Raw genomic sequence first — 14,596 nt, 5'->3', positions numbered from 1 at the left:
GAACCGGGGCGCAAAGGTACGCGTCTTTCAAACAGATAGGAATGTTCATGCGGCCACCATTCTTGCCCGCAGCAGATCGCCGAAGGCATCGGCGGTGAGCGGCTTGCCTAGCAGGAAGCCTTGCATTTCGTCGCACATCATCGTCTTGAGCATGCCGAGCTGCGATTCGGTTTCGACGCCTTCGGCCACCACGTCCATTTCCAGCGAGTGGGCGAGCGCAATGATCGCGGAAACGATCGCGCTGCCTTCCGGGCCGTGCTCGTCGAGCCCATTAGTGAAGAAGCGGTCGATCTTCAACTGCTTGACGCGAAAGCGTTGCAGATAGGCGAGGCTCGAATAGCCGGTGCCGAAATCGTCGATGGCGATTTCAAAGCCGCTTGCCTGGAACGCGCGGATCATCTCGATGGTTTTCTGCGCGTCCTGCATGGCGACGGTTTCGGTGATTTCGAACATGATCTGCGCGCATTGCACGCCTTCGTCTTGCACGATCTCGAGCATCGTCGCGACGAGGTCCGGTTGCGACAACTGACGCGGCGACAGGTTGATGGCCACTTTCATCGACGGCAGGCCCTGGTCGACCCAGCGGCGAATCTGCCGGCACGTCTCGCGCAGCACCCAGTAGCCGATCTGCACGATCTGGCCCGAGCGCTCGGCAATCGGAATGAACTCGAGCGGTGCCAGTGCGCCGAGTTGCGGATGATTCAGGCGGATCAGCGCTTCGGCACCCGCCAGCGAGTCGCCGCTGCCGTGAAACTTCGGCTGGAAGTGCAGCGAGAAATGGCCGGCGGTGAGCGCTTCGTGCAGCGCGCTTTGAATTTGCAGCGTGCGCGTCGCGGCTTCGTTCATGCTCTGTTCAAAGAAGCGATAGGTGCTGCGGCCAGCGCGCTTGGCTTCGTACATGGCCGCGTCGGCATGCTTGAGCAACGTGTCGACGGTGTCGCCGTCGTAGGGAAAGAGTGCGATGCCAATGCTCGGCATCACCTGCAGCGGCTGCGAATCGGTCCATACACCCTGGCGCATCCGCTCGAGCACGCCTTCGGCCATCGTGCCGGCGTCTTCGCGCGATTCAAGGTTCTCGGAGAGCACGACGAACTCGTCGCCGCCGAGACGCGCGACGGTGTCGCTCTCTCGCACACACAGCAGGAGACGCTGGGCGAACGCGGACAGCACTTCGTCGCCGGCCGAGTGGCCAAGTGAATCGTTGATGGTCTTGAAGCCGTCGAGATCCATGAACAGGATGGCGAACAGCGAACGCTGCCGGCGCGCGCTATGGATGGCGCGGTCAATGCGTTCGGTGAGCGTGCTGCGGTTGGGCAGGCCCGTCAGCGTGTCCAGCGTGGCGAGTCGCACGATCTGACCGTTGAGCTTCGAGACTGCGCCGACCAGAAAGCTGGTGCGCGCATCGAAGCGCGACAGTATCAGCGTGACGATCAGAATCGCAAACGTGAACAGGATGACCGAAGTCGCGAGCCAGGCGGCGTTCACACCCTTGGCCGCGCCGCACACGGCGCCGGGCGGAAACTCGGCGGCCGCCATGCCGGCGTAGTGCATGCCGCTGATCGCGACGCCCATCACCAGCGCCGCGATGAAACGTTTGCGCAAAACGTGGGCTTCGTCATCGTTACTGAGCGCGCGCGCCATCCACAGCGCGGCGGTCGAGGCGCCGATCGCGATCGCCAGCGAGCCGGCGAACCAGGCCGGTTGATAGTGGATGCCCGGCTCCATTTGCATCGCCGCCATGCCGGTGTAGTGCATGCCGGCAATGCCGAAGCCCATCAGTACGCCGCCGGCCACGAGCCGAAGCAGCGTGAGCCGCGCGTGGGTCGTCACGACCAGCGCCAGATACGACACGCCGATCGCGATTCCGAGCGAATAAGCCGTGGTTGCGAAATCGTAGCCGAGCGGAATCGGCAGCGAGAAGGCGAGCATGGCGACGAAGTGCATCGACCAGATGCCGACCCCGAGCGCGGCGGCGCCGCCGAGACGCCACGCGTGCCGCAAACCGTTCGATGCCAACAGGAAGATACGGCCGGTCAAATCGAGCGCCGTGTACGACGCCAGCGTCGCGACGACGAACGAGATTCCAACCAGCCAAAAATTGTATGAGCTCTGCATGTTAAGTCCAACCGCGAGAGGGAAGCGGCTGAACTTGTTATCGACAGTTGGTGGCGTTTATTTAATTGATTTTCAATATGTTACTCATGGGGTTTGAGCATCACACAGCTGGCGTGGTGTGTACCAGGGTTAATCCTTCGTCGAGCCAGCCCGTAATGCCGCCGATCATCAGTTTGACCGGGCGTCCCAACTGCGCGAGACGCAGTGCGCCGCGTGCAGCGCCGTTGCAGTGCGGGCCCGCGCAGTAGGTGACGAACAGCGTGTCCTGCGGGTACCCGGCGAGCTTCGACGCCACGATCTTTCCGTGCGGCAGGTTCAGTGCGCCCGGCACGTGACCCTGTTCGAACAGCGCCGGGCTGCGCACGTCGAGCAGCACGAAGCCGGGCGTGCCGCTCGCGAGTGCCGCGGAGACGTCCGAGCAGTCGGTTTCGAATTGCAGCGATGCCTGGAAGTGGGCAAGGGCGGCGGCGCTATCGGCGGCAGGGATGGCGGTGACGGCGTTATGGGCGATGAGAGCGTTGAGCGTCGACATGGCGAGGTTCCGGTTGGGCAGTGAGCGTGGTTGTTGGCGAAGCGATTCTGGAGCCTTCATTGTCGCGACACACCATGCACCGGGTAAGTGGCGTAATCGTCAATCTCCGGTAACATCACGCCATGCGCAATCATCTTGTCGTCGCGCTGGCTTACGACCGGCTCTGTACCTTCGAATTCGGCTGTGTGACCGAACTGTTCGCGCTCGAACGTCCTGAGCTCGGCGTGGACTGGTATCGCTTCGCGGTATGCGCGAGCGAACCCGGTCCGATTCGCGCAGCCGGCGGCATCACCGTCGCCGCGCCGTATACCCTCAGGCTGCTGGATCGCGCTGACACCATCGTGATCCCAGGCTGGCGCGATACCGACGAATTGCCGCCCGAGCCGCTCCTGAAAAAGATCCGCGCTGCCTACGAACGCGGCGCGCGCCTTTGCTCGATCTGCTCCGGCGTGTTCGTGCTGGCCGCCGCGGGTGTGCTCGACGGCAAGACGGTCACGACACACTGGCGCTACGCCGACAAATTGCAGCAGCGCTATCCGCACTTGCGTGTGCAACCGGATGCGTTGTATGTCGACGAAGGACAGATCATCACCTCGGCGGGCTCGGCGGCAGGGCTCGACATGCTGCTGCATCTGGTGCGGCGCGATCACGGCAGCGCGATAGCCAACCGGGTCGCGCAGCGTCTGGTGGTGCCGCCGCATCGCGAGGGCGGTCAGGCGCAGTTCGTGCCCCGGCCGATGCCGCAAGATGAAGGCGGCCGTCTCGCGAAGCTGATGGACTGGGTGCGCCGCCATCCCGCGTTGCCGCACACCTTGCGCTCGCTGGCCGAGCGGGCGGCGATGAGCCCGCGTACGTTGCAGCGGCAGTTCCATGACGCTACGGGCATGGCGCCCTACGAATGGCTGGTGCGCGAACGCGTGGCGATCGCGCGAGAACTGCTTGAGGCGCCGACCCCGTTGCCGATCGCGCGCGTGGCTGAGTTGGCGGGCTTCGGTTCCGAAGAATCGCTACGGCGGCATTTCCGGCGTATCGCGTTGACGAGCCCAGGCGCGTATCGTAAGAAGTTCGGCGTGCAGGCCGAGGTGCAGGCACTTGGATAGAGGTTCGTCACTTTTCGTTCTGCTGCTTTCGTTCTGCTGTTCCTCCGTACGGGAACAGTTTCAAACGAGCGCTTGCCAATGCGCAAAATCAGGTATGACTCGGGTATAACAAGCACGCTTGATGCGCGCCGCATGACCGGTCGAACGCCTTTCGTGCAAGCCGCCGTGCATGCTCAAAAGTCACGGAGTGCCGCGTGCCGGGCGTTGCGAGCGAATCGTGCGAAAGGCCGCCCGTTTCGCCGCCTTGCAAGGGTTCGCGCAATCGCCCGTTTTCTGTCAGCATCACGGCCAGCATCCGTGGCAACCCACGTCAAACGTGCGGCGCATACGGCTATTTGAAGTGCGTGTTCGAAACACGTCGTCGCCACCGTCCTCTCCTGCTCATGAACGTCAAAACCGCCGCTGCTGCCGTTGTCGTCTCTGCTGCCATTGCAGCGCTCATGCCTGCGCTCGTCGCTGCGCAAACGGAAGCGGCCGATTCGCGCGCCGAACTCTATCGCCGCAACCTGCTGGCCGGCAAGGACGTGCCGTGCCGCACGAATGCGTCATGCGCGGCGTTGGGCGTGGCCGCGCTCGAAGCAGGGCGCCTCAAGGACGCGCAAACGCTGGTTGCAATGGAAGCCGCGCTCGCCGAAGCCACCGCCATGCAGGCAGGCGAAGAGAACTCGCCGAAAGCGACCAGTTCGGCGCGGGCTCGCGTGGCGATGGCGCTGGTCCATCAGGGTGACGTGCAAGTGAGGCTGGGCGCGCTGCCGGATGCGCGTGCGTACTACCGCACCGCGGTGAGCCGCGGCGGCGACTATCCCAACGACGCGTTGCTCGGCCGCGCGGTAGCGGCCGCGCGCCAACGGCTCGAAGCGATTGCGGACAAGGCAGTGGTGGCCGGTCTGCCGCCGAACGGCGCGCGCTTTGCCAGCTATATGTTTTTCGGCGCGTGGAACAGTATCGAGGTGAAGCCTGTGAAGGGGCGGCACGGCGTCTACCGGATCGATGGCGACTTCGTCTATCCGACTGTCGGCCCGGACGGTCAACCGAGCGCGAATATGGGCAGCCTCTCGGCCTACGTGCGGTTCTACGACGGCGTGGCGCGCGTGCCGGTGAGCGATGACGGAGGCAGTGCGCCGCTCGACGCCACCGCGAGGATCACCAACCTCACGCCTTATGACAAACATGAGGACAAACACGCAGACAAGCATGCGGACAAATGCCTGATCGAGTTCAAACTCTCCGCACCGGAAACGCTCGATGTAGCGACGCACGGCTCGCCGGCGGAATGCGGTTTCGGCTTCAACGTCAGCGCGGACGGACGTTACTATCTGATGACAGGCTCCTGACGACCGGCATGCAGCAGGTTGGCGAGCCTGTCCAGCTTCTGCCCGCATGCTTCCCCATCCGCGCCGCGTCTTTTATGATGCAGTGGCCGTGCGCGTTTCACCGCTGTTCAAAGCGTTCCCGCCAACAAAACTCTGATAAGAAAAACGCTCGTCATGCAAAACCTCCTCGACTATCCGGCACTTGTCTTCATCATGTGCTTTGTTGTGATGTGGCTGTCGGCGCGCATCGGCGCGTCGCTGCTGCGGCGCTTCAGAAAGATCGACGAGGATGCACGCGACGACTTCAGCGTGATTCAGGCCGCCACACTGACACTGCTCGCGCTGATCATCGGTTTTACTTTTTCGATGGCGGTAGGCCGCTACGATCAGCGCAAGAACTACGAGGAAGAAGAGGCGAATGCGATCGGCACCGAATACGTCCGCGCCGATCTGTTGCCCGCCGCCGATGCGGCGGCCGTGCGCAGCCTGCTGAAGACCTATCTCGACGAACGCGTGCTGTTCTACGTGACGCGCGATGCCGATGAGCTCGCCAAAGTCAACGCCGAGACGTCGCGCCTGCAGGGCGCCATGTGGATCGCAGTGAAGAACGCCGCGGTCGCGCAGCCCACGCCAGTGGCCGCGCTCGCTGTCGCCGGAATGAACGACGTGCTCAACACGCAGGGTTACACGCAAGCCGCGTGGTGGAATCGCATTCCTGTCGCGGCGTGGGTGCTGATGGTGCTGATCGCCGTGTGCGCCAATGTGCTGGTCGGCTACGGCGCACGTGGTTTGAAAGCGGGAGCAGGCTTGTTGCTGATCGTTCCGCTGATCGTGTCGCTGTCGTTCATGCTGGTCGCCGATATCGATAGCCCGCGAGGCGGCGTGATTCGCGTGAAGCCACTCAATCTCCATGCGCTCGCGGATTCGATCCGCGCGCAATGAACCGCTACTGAACCCGCATCGAGTTGTATGAAGGAGAAAAACATGTCCGATATCGCGCAGACTATCGCCAGCTTCAATACCGGTCGCGATCCTGAACGGCTCGCGATGAAATACAAACTCATGCGTAGCTCGCCGTTCGTGTTTCTGCGCGGCACCTGTCATCTGTTTTATGCGCGCCTGCCGCGCGACAAGGTGCTCGACGAAGCGCCGCCGGTGTGGATCTGCGGCGATATGCATGTGGAAAATTTCGGCAGCTACAAGGGCGACAACCGCCTCGTATATTTCGACAACAACGATTTTGACGAAGCCTGCCTCGCGCCGAGTCTTTACGAACTGGTGCGGCTCCTCACGAGCGTGCTGGTCGGCGCGAGCGATCTCAAGCTGAGCCGTGCGCAGGCACTTGCGCTGTGCCACACCGCGGTCGACTCCTATAGCGCCGCGCTTGCCTTCGGCAAAGCGCGCTGGATCGAAGCGGAGACGTCGACCGGCATGGTGCGCGATCTGTTCGACGCGCTGGCGAGCCGCACGCGCGCCGCGTATCTGGACCGGCGGACCACGCTCAAGGGTAAGACGCGCGTGCTCAAGGTGGACGGCAAGAAAGCGCTGCCGGTGAGCGACAAGGCGCGCGCCGAAGTCACCGCGTTCATGCATCAGTTCGCTGCCGGTCAACCCAATCCGGACTTCTATCGCATCGTCGACGTGACGCGGCGGATTGCCGGCACCGGTAGCCTGGGCGTGGACCGCTACGCGATTCTCGTCGAAGGCAAAGGCTCACCGGACGGCAACTATCTGCTCGACCTGAAGGAGGCGCTGCCTTCTTCGGTAACGCCTCATGTACGCACACCGCAGCCGAAGTGGCAGAGCGAGGCGCAGCGTGTGGTTGAAGTTCAGCGGCGCAATCAGGCGGTTTCGCAGGCATTCCTGCATGCAGTCGATTTCAATCAGCGCTCCTATGTGCTGCGCAGCTTGCAGCCTTCGGAAGACCGTGTGGCATTGAGCGACTGGGACGGCAAGCTGCCGCGGCTCGAAGAGGTGGTGAACAGCATGGCTCAATTGAGCGCGTGGGCGCAACTGCGCAGTGGCGGCCGGCAGAAGTCGTCGATCGCGGACGAGCTGATTGCGTTCGGCAATCGCAAGGATTGGCAATTGCCGTTGATCGAACTCGCGACGCAGTGCGAGGCGCAGGTGGGGGCTGACTGGAAGGCGTATTGCGAGGCCTATGATGGGGGTGCGTTTAATTTGCCGGCGCCGGCCAAGCCTTGAGGTTAGCCACACTGGAAGTTCAGCGCGCATCGCGCGAACTTGCAGAATAGCCCGCGCGTTGGCGTACCCTGTCGCACTACGCTCGCGCATTCTCACGCCGTCCCCGGCCTCTTCCAATGCGCGGCGCATCGCAGCGCCGCGCATGCCAGCAAGTTCTCCAGACAAACCCTGATTGCTGCGTTCAATCCGCCACTGCTATCGTTCGCTGGTCTTTGTGGAAGCGCTTCCACTCTAGCTGCCAGGCAGCATCCACATCGAGTTTCGCCGTACCCGGTTCAATGACCTCAGCGCAGGAGAGAATCCGTGGCAAACGACGCATCCGCTGTATTCGACACCCTATCCCCAGCAGTTTCCGGGGGCTCGCTCGCCGATCCCTTCACCCCGCCCGCGGACTCCTCGCTGTGGCGCAAGAACTTCCTGCTTGGCGCCGCCACCGCTTCGTATCAGATCGAAGGCGCGGTGAATGAAGACGGCCGCCTGCCGTCGATCTGGGACACCTTCTCGGCGATACCCGGCAAGGTGCTGGCCGGCGACACCGGCGCCGTTGCCTGCGATCACTACCATCGCTGGGAAGCGGACGTCGATATGCTGGCTTCGCTTGGCCTCGAAGGCTATCGGCTCTCGATTGCGTGGCCGCGCGTAATGGACGCGGCAGGCGTGCCCAATCGCAAAGGGCTCGACTTCTACAAGCGCCTCCTGAACCGCCTGAAAGAGAAGGGCATCACGACCTTCGTGACGCTGTATCACTGGGACCTTCCGCAGCATCTGGAAGATCGCGGCGGGTGGCTCAATCGCGACACTGCTTACCGTTTCGCCGACTACGCCGACCTGATGAGCCGCGAACTGGCCGGCACGGTCGACGCATGGGCGACGCTCAACGAGCCGTGGTGCTCAGCGTATCTCGGCTATGGCAACGGCCACCACGCGCCGGGCCTCGCCAACGACCGCTTCGCGACGCAGGCGATGCATCATCTATTGCTCGCACACGGCCTCGCGGTGCCGGTGTTGCGCGCCAACGATCCGGCTTCGCAGAAAGGTATCGTCGCCAATATTGGCCGCGGCACGGCCAATAGCGAAAGCGCGGCGGATCAACGCGCGGCGCACCTGTTCGAAGTCCAGCACAATGCGTGGATTCTCGATCCCTTGCTCAAGGGCTCGTATCCACAAGACCTGTTCGAGTTGTGGCCGGGCACCGAGCCGCTGGTGCTCGATGGCGACATGGAAACCATTTCCGCGCCGCTCGATTTCCTCGGCATCAACTATTACTTCCGCACCAACGTCGCGAGCGACGGCGCGCATGGATTCCGCGATGTGCCGCTCGAAGGCGTCGAGCGCACGCAGATGGGCTGGGAGGTGTATCCCGATGGCTTGCGCGATCTGCTGACCGCTTTCAGGAAGACGTATCACAACCTGCCGCCGATCTACATTACCGAAAACGGCATGGCCTCGGACGATCAGGTAACCGACGGTCATGTGGAGGATACGCAGCGCATCTCGTTCCTCAAGCGCCATCTCGCGGCGGTGGATCAGGCGATCAAGGCCGGCGTTGATATTCGCGGCTACTTTCTGTGGTCGCTGATGGATAACTTTGAGTGGGCGTTCGGGTATGAGCGTCGCTTTGGTGTCGTACATGTCGACTACAGTACGCAGAAGCGCACGATCAAACGCAGTGCGCAGTGGGTGGCGAAATTCCTGAAGGAGCGGAAAGCAAGGGCTTAATGGCAGGTGAAGCTGGTTTGCATGTCGACTTGAAACATAGGCGCAAAGCCTTGCGCACTATCGTGCATGGGACCGGAGTAAGCGCTAAAGCGCTAACTCCGGTTGACAGGAGACGGAATGAACAGCAAAAAAATGATCTTGAAAGGCATGGTTGCGGCACTGGCTTTGTACGGCATCGTCGCGCACGCGGCTGAACCGCTGAAAGCCAACGTCATTCACTGGTGGACCTCCGGCGGAGAATCCGCCGCGATCCGCCAGTTTGCCGATGCGTACAACAAGGCCGGTGGCCAGTGGGTCGACAACGCGGTAGCCGGCGCCGATCAGGCGCGCTCCACCGCGATCAACCGGATCGTCGGCGGCGATCCACCCACCGCCGCGCAGTTCAATACCTCCAAACAGTTTCACGACCTGATCGATCAGGGCCTGCTGAACAACGTCGACGACGTCGCCGCGAAAGAAAACTGGAACGGCGTGTTCCCGCAATCGATCATCGACAGCATTCGGGTGAAAGGTCACTACTATGCCGCGCCGGTCGATATTCACATGCCGGCCTGGTTCTTTTACTCGAAGCCGGTGTTCCAGAAGGCCGGCATTGCCGCCGAGCCGAAGAGCTATGACGAATTCCTCGCCGATCTCGGCAAGCTGAAAGCGGCGGGCGTGATCCCGCTCGCGCTCGGTGGTCAGCCGTGGCAGGAAAAGATCACGTTCGATGCGGTATTCGCCGACGTCGGCGGCCCGGATCTCTATCTGAAGGTGTACCGCGATCGCGACATGAACGCGGTCAAGTCGGACGCGTTCAAAAAGGTGCTCGCGCAGTTCAAGCGCCTGCATGATTTCGTCGATGCGGGCTCGCCTGGGCGCAACTGGAACGATGCCACCGCGCTGGTGATTTCCGGCAAGGCGGGTGTGCAGATCATGGGCGACTGGGCCAAGGGCGAATTCTCGGCGGCCAACCAGGTTGCCGGCAAGGACTTCGGCTGCTTCCCGGGTTTCGGTCCGCACTCGCCGTATCTGGTTGCGGGCGACGTATTCGTATTCCCGAAAACCGACAATGCCAACGCGATCAAGGCGCAAAATCTGCTCGCCACGGTGATGACCTCGCCGGCCGCGCAAGTCGCATTCAGCGCGAAAAAAGGCTCGATTCCGATTCGTCCCGATGTGGATGCGAGCAGTCTCGACATCTGTGCGAAAGAGGGCATGGCGATCATGAAGGACAAGTCGCGTCAGTTGCCGAATCCGGAGATGCTGCTTTCGCCTGATACGCAGGGCGCGTTGATCGACGTCATCACGAACTTCTGGAACAAGAACCAGTCGGTCGACGATGCGCAGAAGGCGTTTGCCAGTGCGTTGAAGAGCTAGGCGCTCATCATGCACGCGCTCAAGCTGCCGGCAGCCGACTCCAGGCATCGCAAAGGGCCGCTGAAAAAGCCGCTAAAGAAGCGTTTACCGATAGCGGCATGGCTGGCCTTGCTGCCGATGGTCCTGACTGTCGTGTTCGCATATCTCGGCACGATGGTCTGGACCGCTCGCGTGTCTCTCAGCAATTCGCGCACGTTTCCTTCCGGCGACTTCGCGGGTCTCGCGCAGTACGCGCGGCTCTTCAATAACGACCGCTGGTTGCTGTCGCTGCAAAACATCGTGATCTACGGTGCGTGCTTCATTGTCGCGTGCATGGTCATCGGTTTGCTGCTGGCGATCTTCATCGACCAGCGCGTAGTGGCCGAAGGCGCGTTGCGCACGGTGTTTCTCTATCCGTATGCGATGTCGTTCGTCGCAACGGGTCTGGTCTGGCAATGGATTCTGAATCCTGAGCTGGGTGCGCAGGCCGTGCTGCATAGGCTCGGTTTCGTGCATGCGCGCTTCGACTGGATCGTCGATCAGGACTGGGTGATCTACACCATCGTCATCGCGACGGTGTGGCAGGCGTCCGGCCTTGTGATGGCGCTGCTGCTGGCCGGCTTGCGCGGTATTGACGACGAACTGTGGAAAGCCGCGCGTATCGACGGGATTCCGCGTTGGCGCGTGTATGCGAGCATCGTCGTGCCGATGCTCGGGCCTTCCATGTCCACCGCCTTCGTGCTGCTCTTCGTGATGGTCGTGAAGCTTTACGACGCCGTGGTGGCCATGACGCAAGGCGGTCCCGGCACGGCGAGCGAAGTGCCGGCGAAGTTCATCATGGACTACCTGTTCGGCCGGGCCAATATCGGCCTCGCGTCGGCCGCGTCGATCGTGTTGCTGGCCACGGTGCTGGCGATTCTCGCGCCGTTCTTCTATGCCCGCAGCCGCGCTGCATTGCGCAAGGAGGTGTGATGAACACGCTCAGTCCGCCACTGAAGGGCGGCACACCGAGCCGTAGCCGCCGGCGTCGCCATGCGTTTACGCCCGCACGTCTCGGCGTCTACGCGTTTCTACTCACCGCCGCGTTGTTCTTCCTGCTGCCGTTGTATGTGATGCTCGTCACATCGGTGAAGCCGATGAGCGAGATTCGCCTCGGCAATCTGCTCGCTTTCCCCGCCCATTTCACACTCGATGCATGGAGCGCCGCGTGGCAATCCGCCTGTACGGGGCTCGATTGCAACGGCATCCAGGTCGGCTTCTGGAATTCCGTGCGGATCGTCGTGCCCAGCACGGTGTTGTCGATCATGATCGGCGCGGTGAACGGCTATGCGCTGTCGTTCTGGCGGCCGCGTGGGGCAGGGCTGCTGTTCGGCGTGCTGCTGATGGGCGCCTTCATTCCCGTGCAGGTGATGGTCTATCCGCTCGTGCGCGTGCTCGCGAGCGTGCATCTGTTCAGCTCGCTGCCGGGCATCGTGGTGATCCACACCATCTTCGGCATGCCGGTGATGACGCTGCTGTTTCGCAACTATTACACGTCGATTCCGCAGGAGCTGTTCAAGGCGGCGCGTATCGACGGCGGCGGTTTCTGGCGCATCTTTTTGCAACTGATGCTGCCGATGTCCACGCCGATCATCGTCGTCGCGGTCATCATGCAGGTGACGGGCATCTGGAATGACTTCATTCTCGGTCTCGTGTTCGCCGGCACAAAAAACCTGCCGATGACGGTGCAATTGAACAACATCATCAATACGACGACCGGTGAGAGGCTCTATAACGTCAATATGGCGGCGACCATTCTGACCTCCATGGTGCCGCTTGCGGTCTACTTCATTTCGGGCCGCTGGTTTGTGCGCGGCATTGCGTCTGGCGCCGTCAAGGGATAGGGCAATAAAGCATGGCAAACCTGGCTAATCTGGTAAATGCGGCCGATGTGGCGAGTCCGGCGGATGCGGCAGATGCGGCGAATGCCGGCCACGTGGCGGACACCGCGGGTCTGTCGACTCCGGCCAATGTATCGGTGCGCAATCTGAAGATCCAGCTGGGCGCGAATACGGTGATCGAGAATCTCGATCTCGATGTGCGAGCGGGTGAGTTCGTCGTGCTGCTCGGGCCATCGGGCTGCGGCAAATCCACCTTGCTGCACAGCATCGCGGGCTTGATCGATGTGACCGACGGCAGCATCGAAATTGCGGGCGTCGACATGACCTGGTCCGACCCGAAAGATCGCCGTATCGCCCTGGTGTTTCAGTCGTACGCGTTGTATCCGACCTTGAATGTCGAGCGTAATCTGTCGTTTGCTTTGCGTATCAACGGCACGCCGAAGGCGGAGATTGAACGGCGTGTCACGCGTGCGTCCGAGATGCTGCAACTCGGCCCGCTGCTCAAGCGCAAGCCCGCGCAACTCTCCGGCGGCCAGCGGCAGCGCGTGGCGATCGGCCGTGCAATCGTGCGCGAGGCCGATGTGTTCCTGTTCGACGAGCCGTTATCGAATCTCGACGCCAAATTGCGCACCGAACTGCGTCGCGAACTCAAGCAATTGCACCAGCGTCTGGGCGCGACAATGATCTATGTGACTCACGATCAGGTCGAAGCGATGACGCTCGCGACTCGCATGGCCGTGATGCGTGGCGGCGTGATCCAGCAGTTCGGCACGCCCGCCGAAGTTTATGCGCGGCCGAACAATCTGTTTGTCGCGACGTTTCTGGGCTCGCCCGCCATGAATGTGCTTAAGGGCACGCTCGAGACGCGCGACGGCGCGCTACACTTTTGTACAGCGGATCTGCAGCTCGATGTGTCGCACTATCCTTTCAAAAACCTGCCAACGGATCGTCTGTCATGCGTACTCGGCGTACGCGCCGAAGACGTGCACGTGGGGGAAGGATCAAGTGGTCCAGGCGGTTCAAACACAAAAATGAGCGAGCGCGCGAACATTTCACTGATCGAGCCGATGGGCAACCACCGTGTCATCTGGCTCGACTATCATGGAGTGCAAATCGCGTCGATCGACCAGACGAAGACGCCGGTGGCAATAGGGGATGCCGCGGCGTTCTCGTTCGATGGCGCACATATTTCGCTGTTCGCGGAAGAAGGCGGCGCGCGTTTGTAGTGACGGGACGCAGCGCCGTTGAATACAACAGGCTTGACGGAGAACCGCGTGGCAACACTCAAGGATGTCGCGGCACTGGCCGGCGTCGGCATGTCGACTGCCTCACGGGCCATTTCCGGTAAGGGACCCATTTCAGCCGATGCCGCCGCGCGTGTGAAGGCCGCGATCGAAGCGCTGAATTTCCGGCCGTCGTCCATCGGCCGCGCCATGGCGACGCAATCGCTCGGCATGATCGGCATTTTCGTGCCGACTTTCTTCGGCTCCTACTACGGCACGATTCTCAAGCAGACCGACACCGAACTGCGCGCCGTGCGCCGTCACGTGGTGGTGGCGACGGGTTGCGGGGAAGTGTCGCCGCGCGAACAGGCCATCGAGGCGGTGCGTTTTCTGATCGGCCGCGATTGCGATGGCGTGGTGGTGATCAGCCACGATCTGCACGACGAAGATCTGGACATGCTGCATCGCATGCATCCGAAGATGGTGTTCCTGAATCGCGCGTTCGATCAGTTGCCGGAAGCGTCGTTTTGCGCGGATCACCGGCGCGGCGGCGAACTGGCGGCGCGCACGCTGCTCGATTATGGGCACCGGGACATTGCGGTGATTTCCGGGCCGTTCAGCGCCTCGGACAATCACACCCGGCTCGAAGGCTTCTTTGCCGAATTGTCGCGCGAGGGCATTGCGCGCGAAGACGTTACGCTGATCGAATCGGACTTCTCGCCGGAAGGCGGGTACGTTGCCGCGCAGAAGCTGCTCGAATCGAAGCGGCGCTTCACGGGCCTCTTCTGCGCGAACGACACGATGGCAGTGAGCGCGCTGGCGCGTTTTCACCAGGCGGGCATTTCCGTACCGGACGAAGTCTCGGTGATCGGCTACGACGATGATTATTCGGCTGCGTACGCCGCGCCTGGACTCACCTCGGTGCATATCCCAACCGCGGAGTTGACGCAGAACGCCGTGCGCTGGCTGGTCAATCAGTGCTACCGGACCTCGTGGGAGATCATCCGCGAGTTTCCGGTGAGCGTGACGATGCGGGAATCGGTGGGGCCGGCGCCGGGGGCTTCGTCGACCAGGATCAAGGCGGCGAGCTGCCGCATCGCTTCTTAGTCGCTTTGTAGCCGCTTTGTAGCCGCTTCGCGAAGCGGCGCGCAGGGGCCCGCCGCTTTGCCCC

General features: G+C 62.2%; 12 protein-coding genes. 10 read left to right on the top strand and 2 right to left on the bottom strand.

All coding sequences use genetic code 11. The features are described from left to right. Positions 1 to 45: 45 nt before the first annotated feature. Complete coding sequence (locus tag R8871_RS09480) at positions 46 to 2,115, bottom strand: putative bifunctional diguanylate cyclase/phosphodiesterase (RefSeq protein ID WP_175050199.1); 2,070 nt, start codon at positions 2,113 to 2,115, stop codon at positions 46 to 48. Positions 2,116 to 2,215: 100 nt separating this feature from the next. Then, positions 2,216 to 2,647 (bottom strand): rhodanese-like domain-containing protein, encoded by a 432-nt coding sequence (locus R8871_RS09475; RefSeq protein ID WP_175050198.1) that lies wholly within the window; start codon positions 2,645 to 2,647, stop codon positions 2,216 to 2,218. A 122-nt stretch (positions 2,648 to 2,769) separates the two neighbouring features. Here R8871_RS09475 and ftrA point away from each other — a divergent pair, with 122 nt between their 5' ends. From ftrA to R8871_RS09425, 10 genes are all read left to right on the top strand, one after another. Continuing rightward, positions 2,770 to 3,747 (top strand): transcriptional regulator FtrA, encoded by a 978-nt coding sequence (gene ftrA, locus R8871_RS09470; protein WP_175050197.1) that lies wholly within the window; start codon positions 2,770 to 2,772, stop codon positions 3,745 to 3,747. A gap of 383 nt (positions 3,748 to 4,130) precedes the next feature. After that, complete coding sequence (locus tag R8871_RS09465) at positions 4,131 to 5,081, top strand: hypothetical protein (RefSeq protein WP_175050196.1); 951 nt, start codon at positions 4,131 to 4,133, stop codon at positions 5,079 to 5,081. Positions 5,082 to 5,234: 153 nt separating this feature from the next. Then, positions 5,235 to 6,002, top strand: a complete 768-nt coding sequence (locus R8871_RS09460; protein ID WP_175050195.1) for a bestrophin-like domain — start codon at positions 5,235 to 5,237, stop codon at positions 6,000 to 6,002. Between the two features lie 42 nt (positions 6,003 to 6,044). Beyond that, on the top strand, positions 6,045 to 7,265 hold the full coding sequence (locus tag R8871_RS09455) for a DUF2252 domain-containing protein (protein WP_175050194.1): 1,221 nt from the start codon (positions 6,045 to 6,047) through the stop codon (positions 7,263 to 7,265). Between the two features lie 303 nt (positions 7,266 to 7,568). After that, complete coding sequence (locus R8871_RS09450; protein WP_175050193.1) at positions 7,569 to 8,984, top strand: GH1 family beta-glucosidase; 1,416 nt, start codon at positions 7,569 to 7,571, stop codon at positions 8,982 to 8,984. A 117-nt stretch (positions 8,985 to 9,101) separates the two neighbouring features. After that, positions 9,102 to 10,343, top strand: a complete 1,242-nt coding sequence (locus tag R8871_RS09445; protein WP_175050192.1) for an ABC transporter substrate-binding protein — start codon at positions 9,102 to 9,104, stop codon at positions 10,341 to 10,343. A 9-nt stretch (positions 10,344 to 10,352) separates the two neighbouring features. After that, positions 10,353 to 11,294, top strand: a complete 942-nt coding sequence (locus R8871_RS09440; RefSeq protein ID WP_175050191.1) for a carbohydrate ABC transporter permease — start codon at positions 10,353 to 10,355, stop codon at positions 11,292 to 11,294. Then, positions 11,294 to 12,205 carry a carbohydrate ABC transporter permease gene (locus R8871_RS09435; protein WP_175050190.1) on the top strand — a complete coding sequence of 304 codons (912 nt, stop codon included), beginning with the start codon at positions 11,294 to 11,296 and terminating at the stop codon, positions 12,203 to 12,205. Before R8871_RS09440 ends, R8871_RS09435 begins: the two co-directional genes overlap by 1 nt. An 11-nt stretch (positions 12,206 to 12,216) precedes the next feature. Continuing rightward, positions 12,217 to 13,428, top strand: coding sequence for an ABC transporter ATP-binding protein (locus tag R8871_RS09430; protein ID WP_175050189.1), 1,212 nt, complete (start codon positions 12,217 to 12,219; stop codon positions 13,426 to 13,428). Between the two features lie 48 nt (positions 13,429 to 13,476). Then, on the top strand, positions 13,477 to 14,532 hold the full coding sequence (locus R8871_RS09425) for a LacI family DNA-binding transcriptional regulator (RefSeq protein ID WP_175050188.1): 1,056 nt from the start codon (positions 13,477 to 13,479) through the stop codon (positions 14,530 to 14,532). Positions 14,533 to 14,596 lie beyond the last annotated feature (64 nt).

The sequence above is a fragment of the Paraburkholderia sediminicola genome (genome assembly GCF_902859805.1).
In the GTDB taxonomy this organism is placed as follows: Bacteria; Pseudomonadota; Gammaproteobacteria; order Burkholderiales; family Burkholderiaceae; genus Paraburkholderia; species Paraburkholderia sediminicola.
This window is presented reverse-complemented; position numbering and strand designations above follow the sequence as displayed.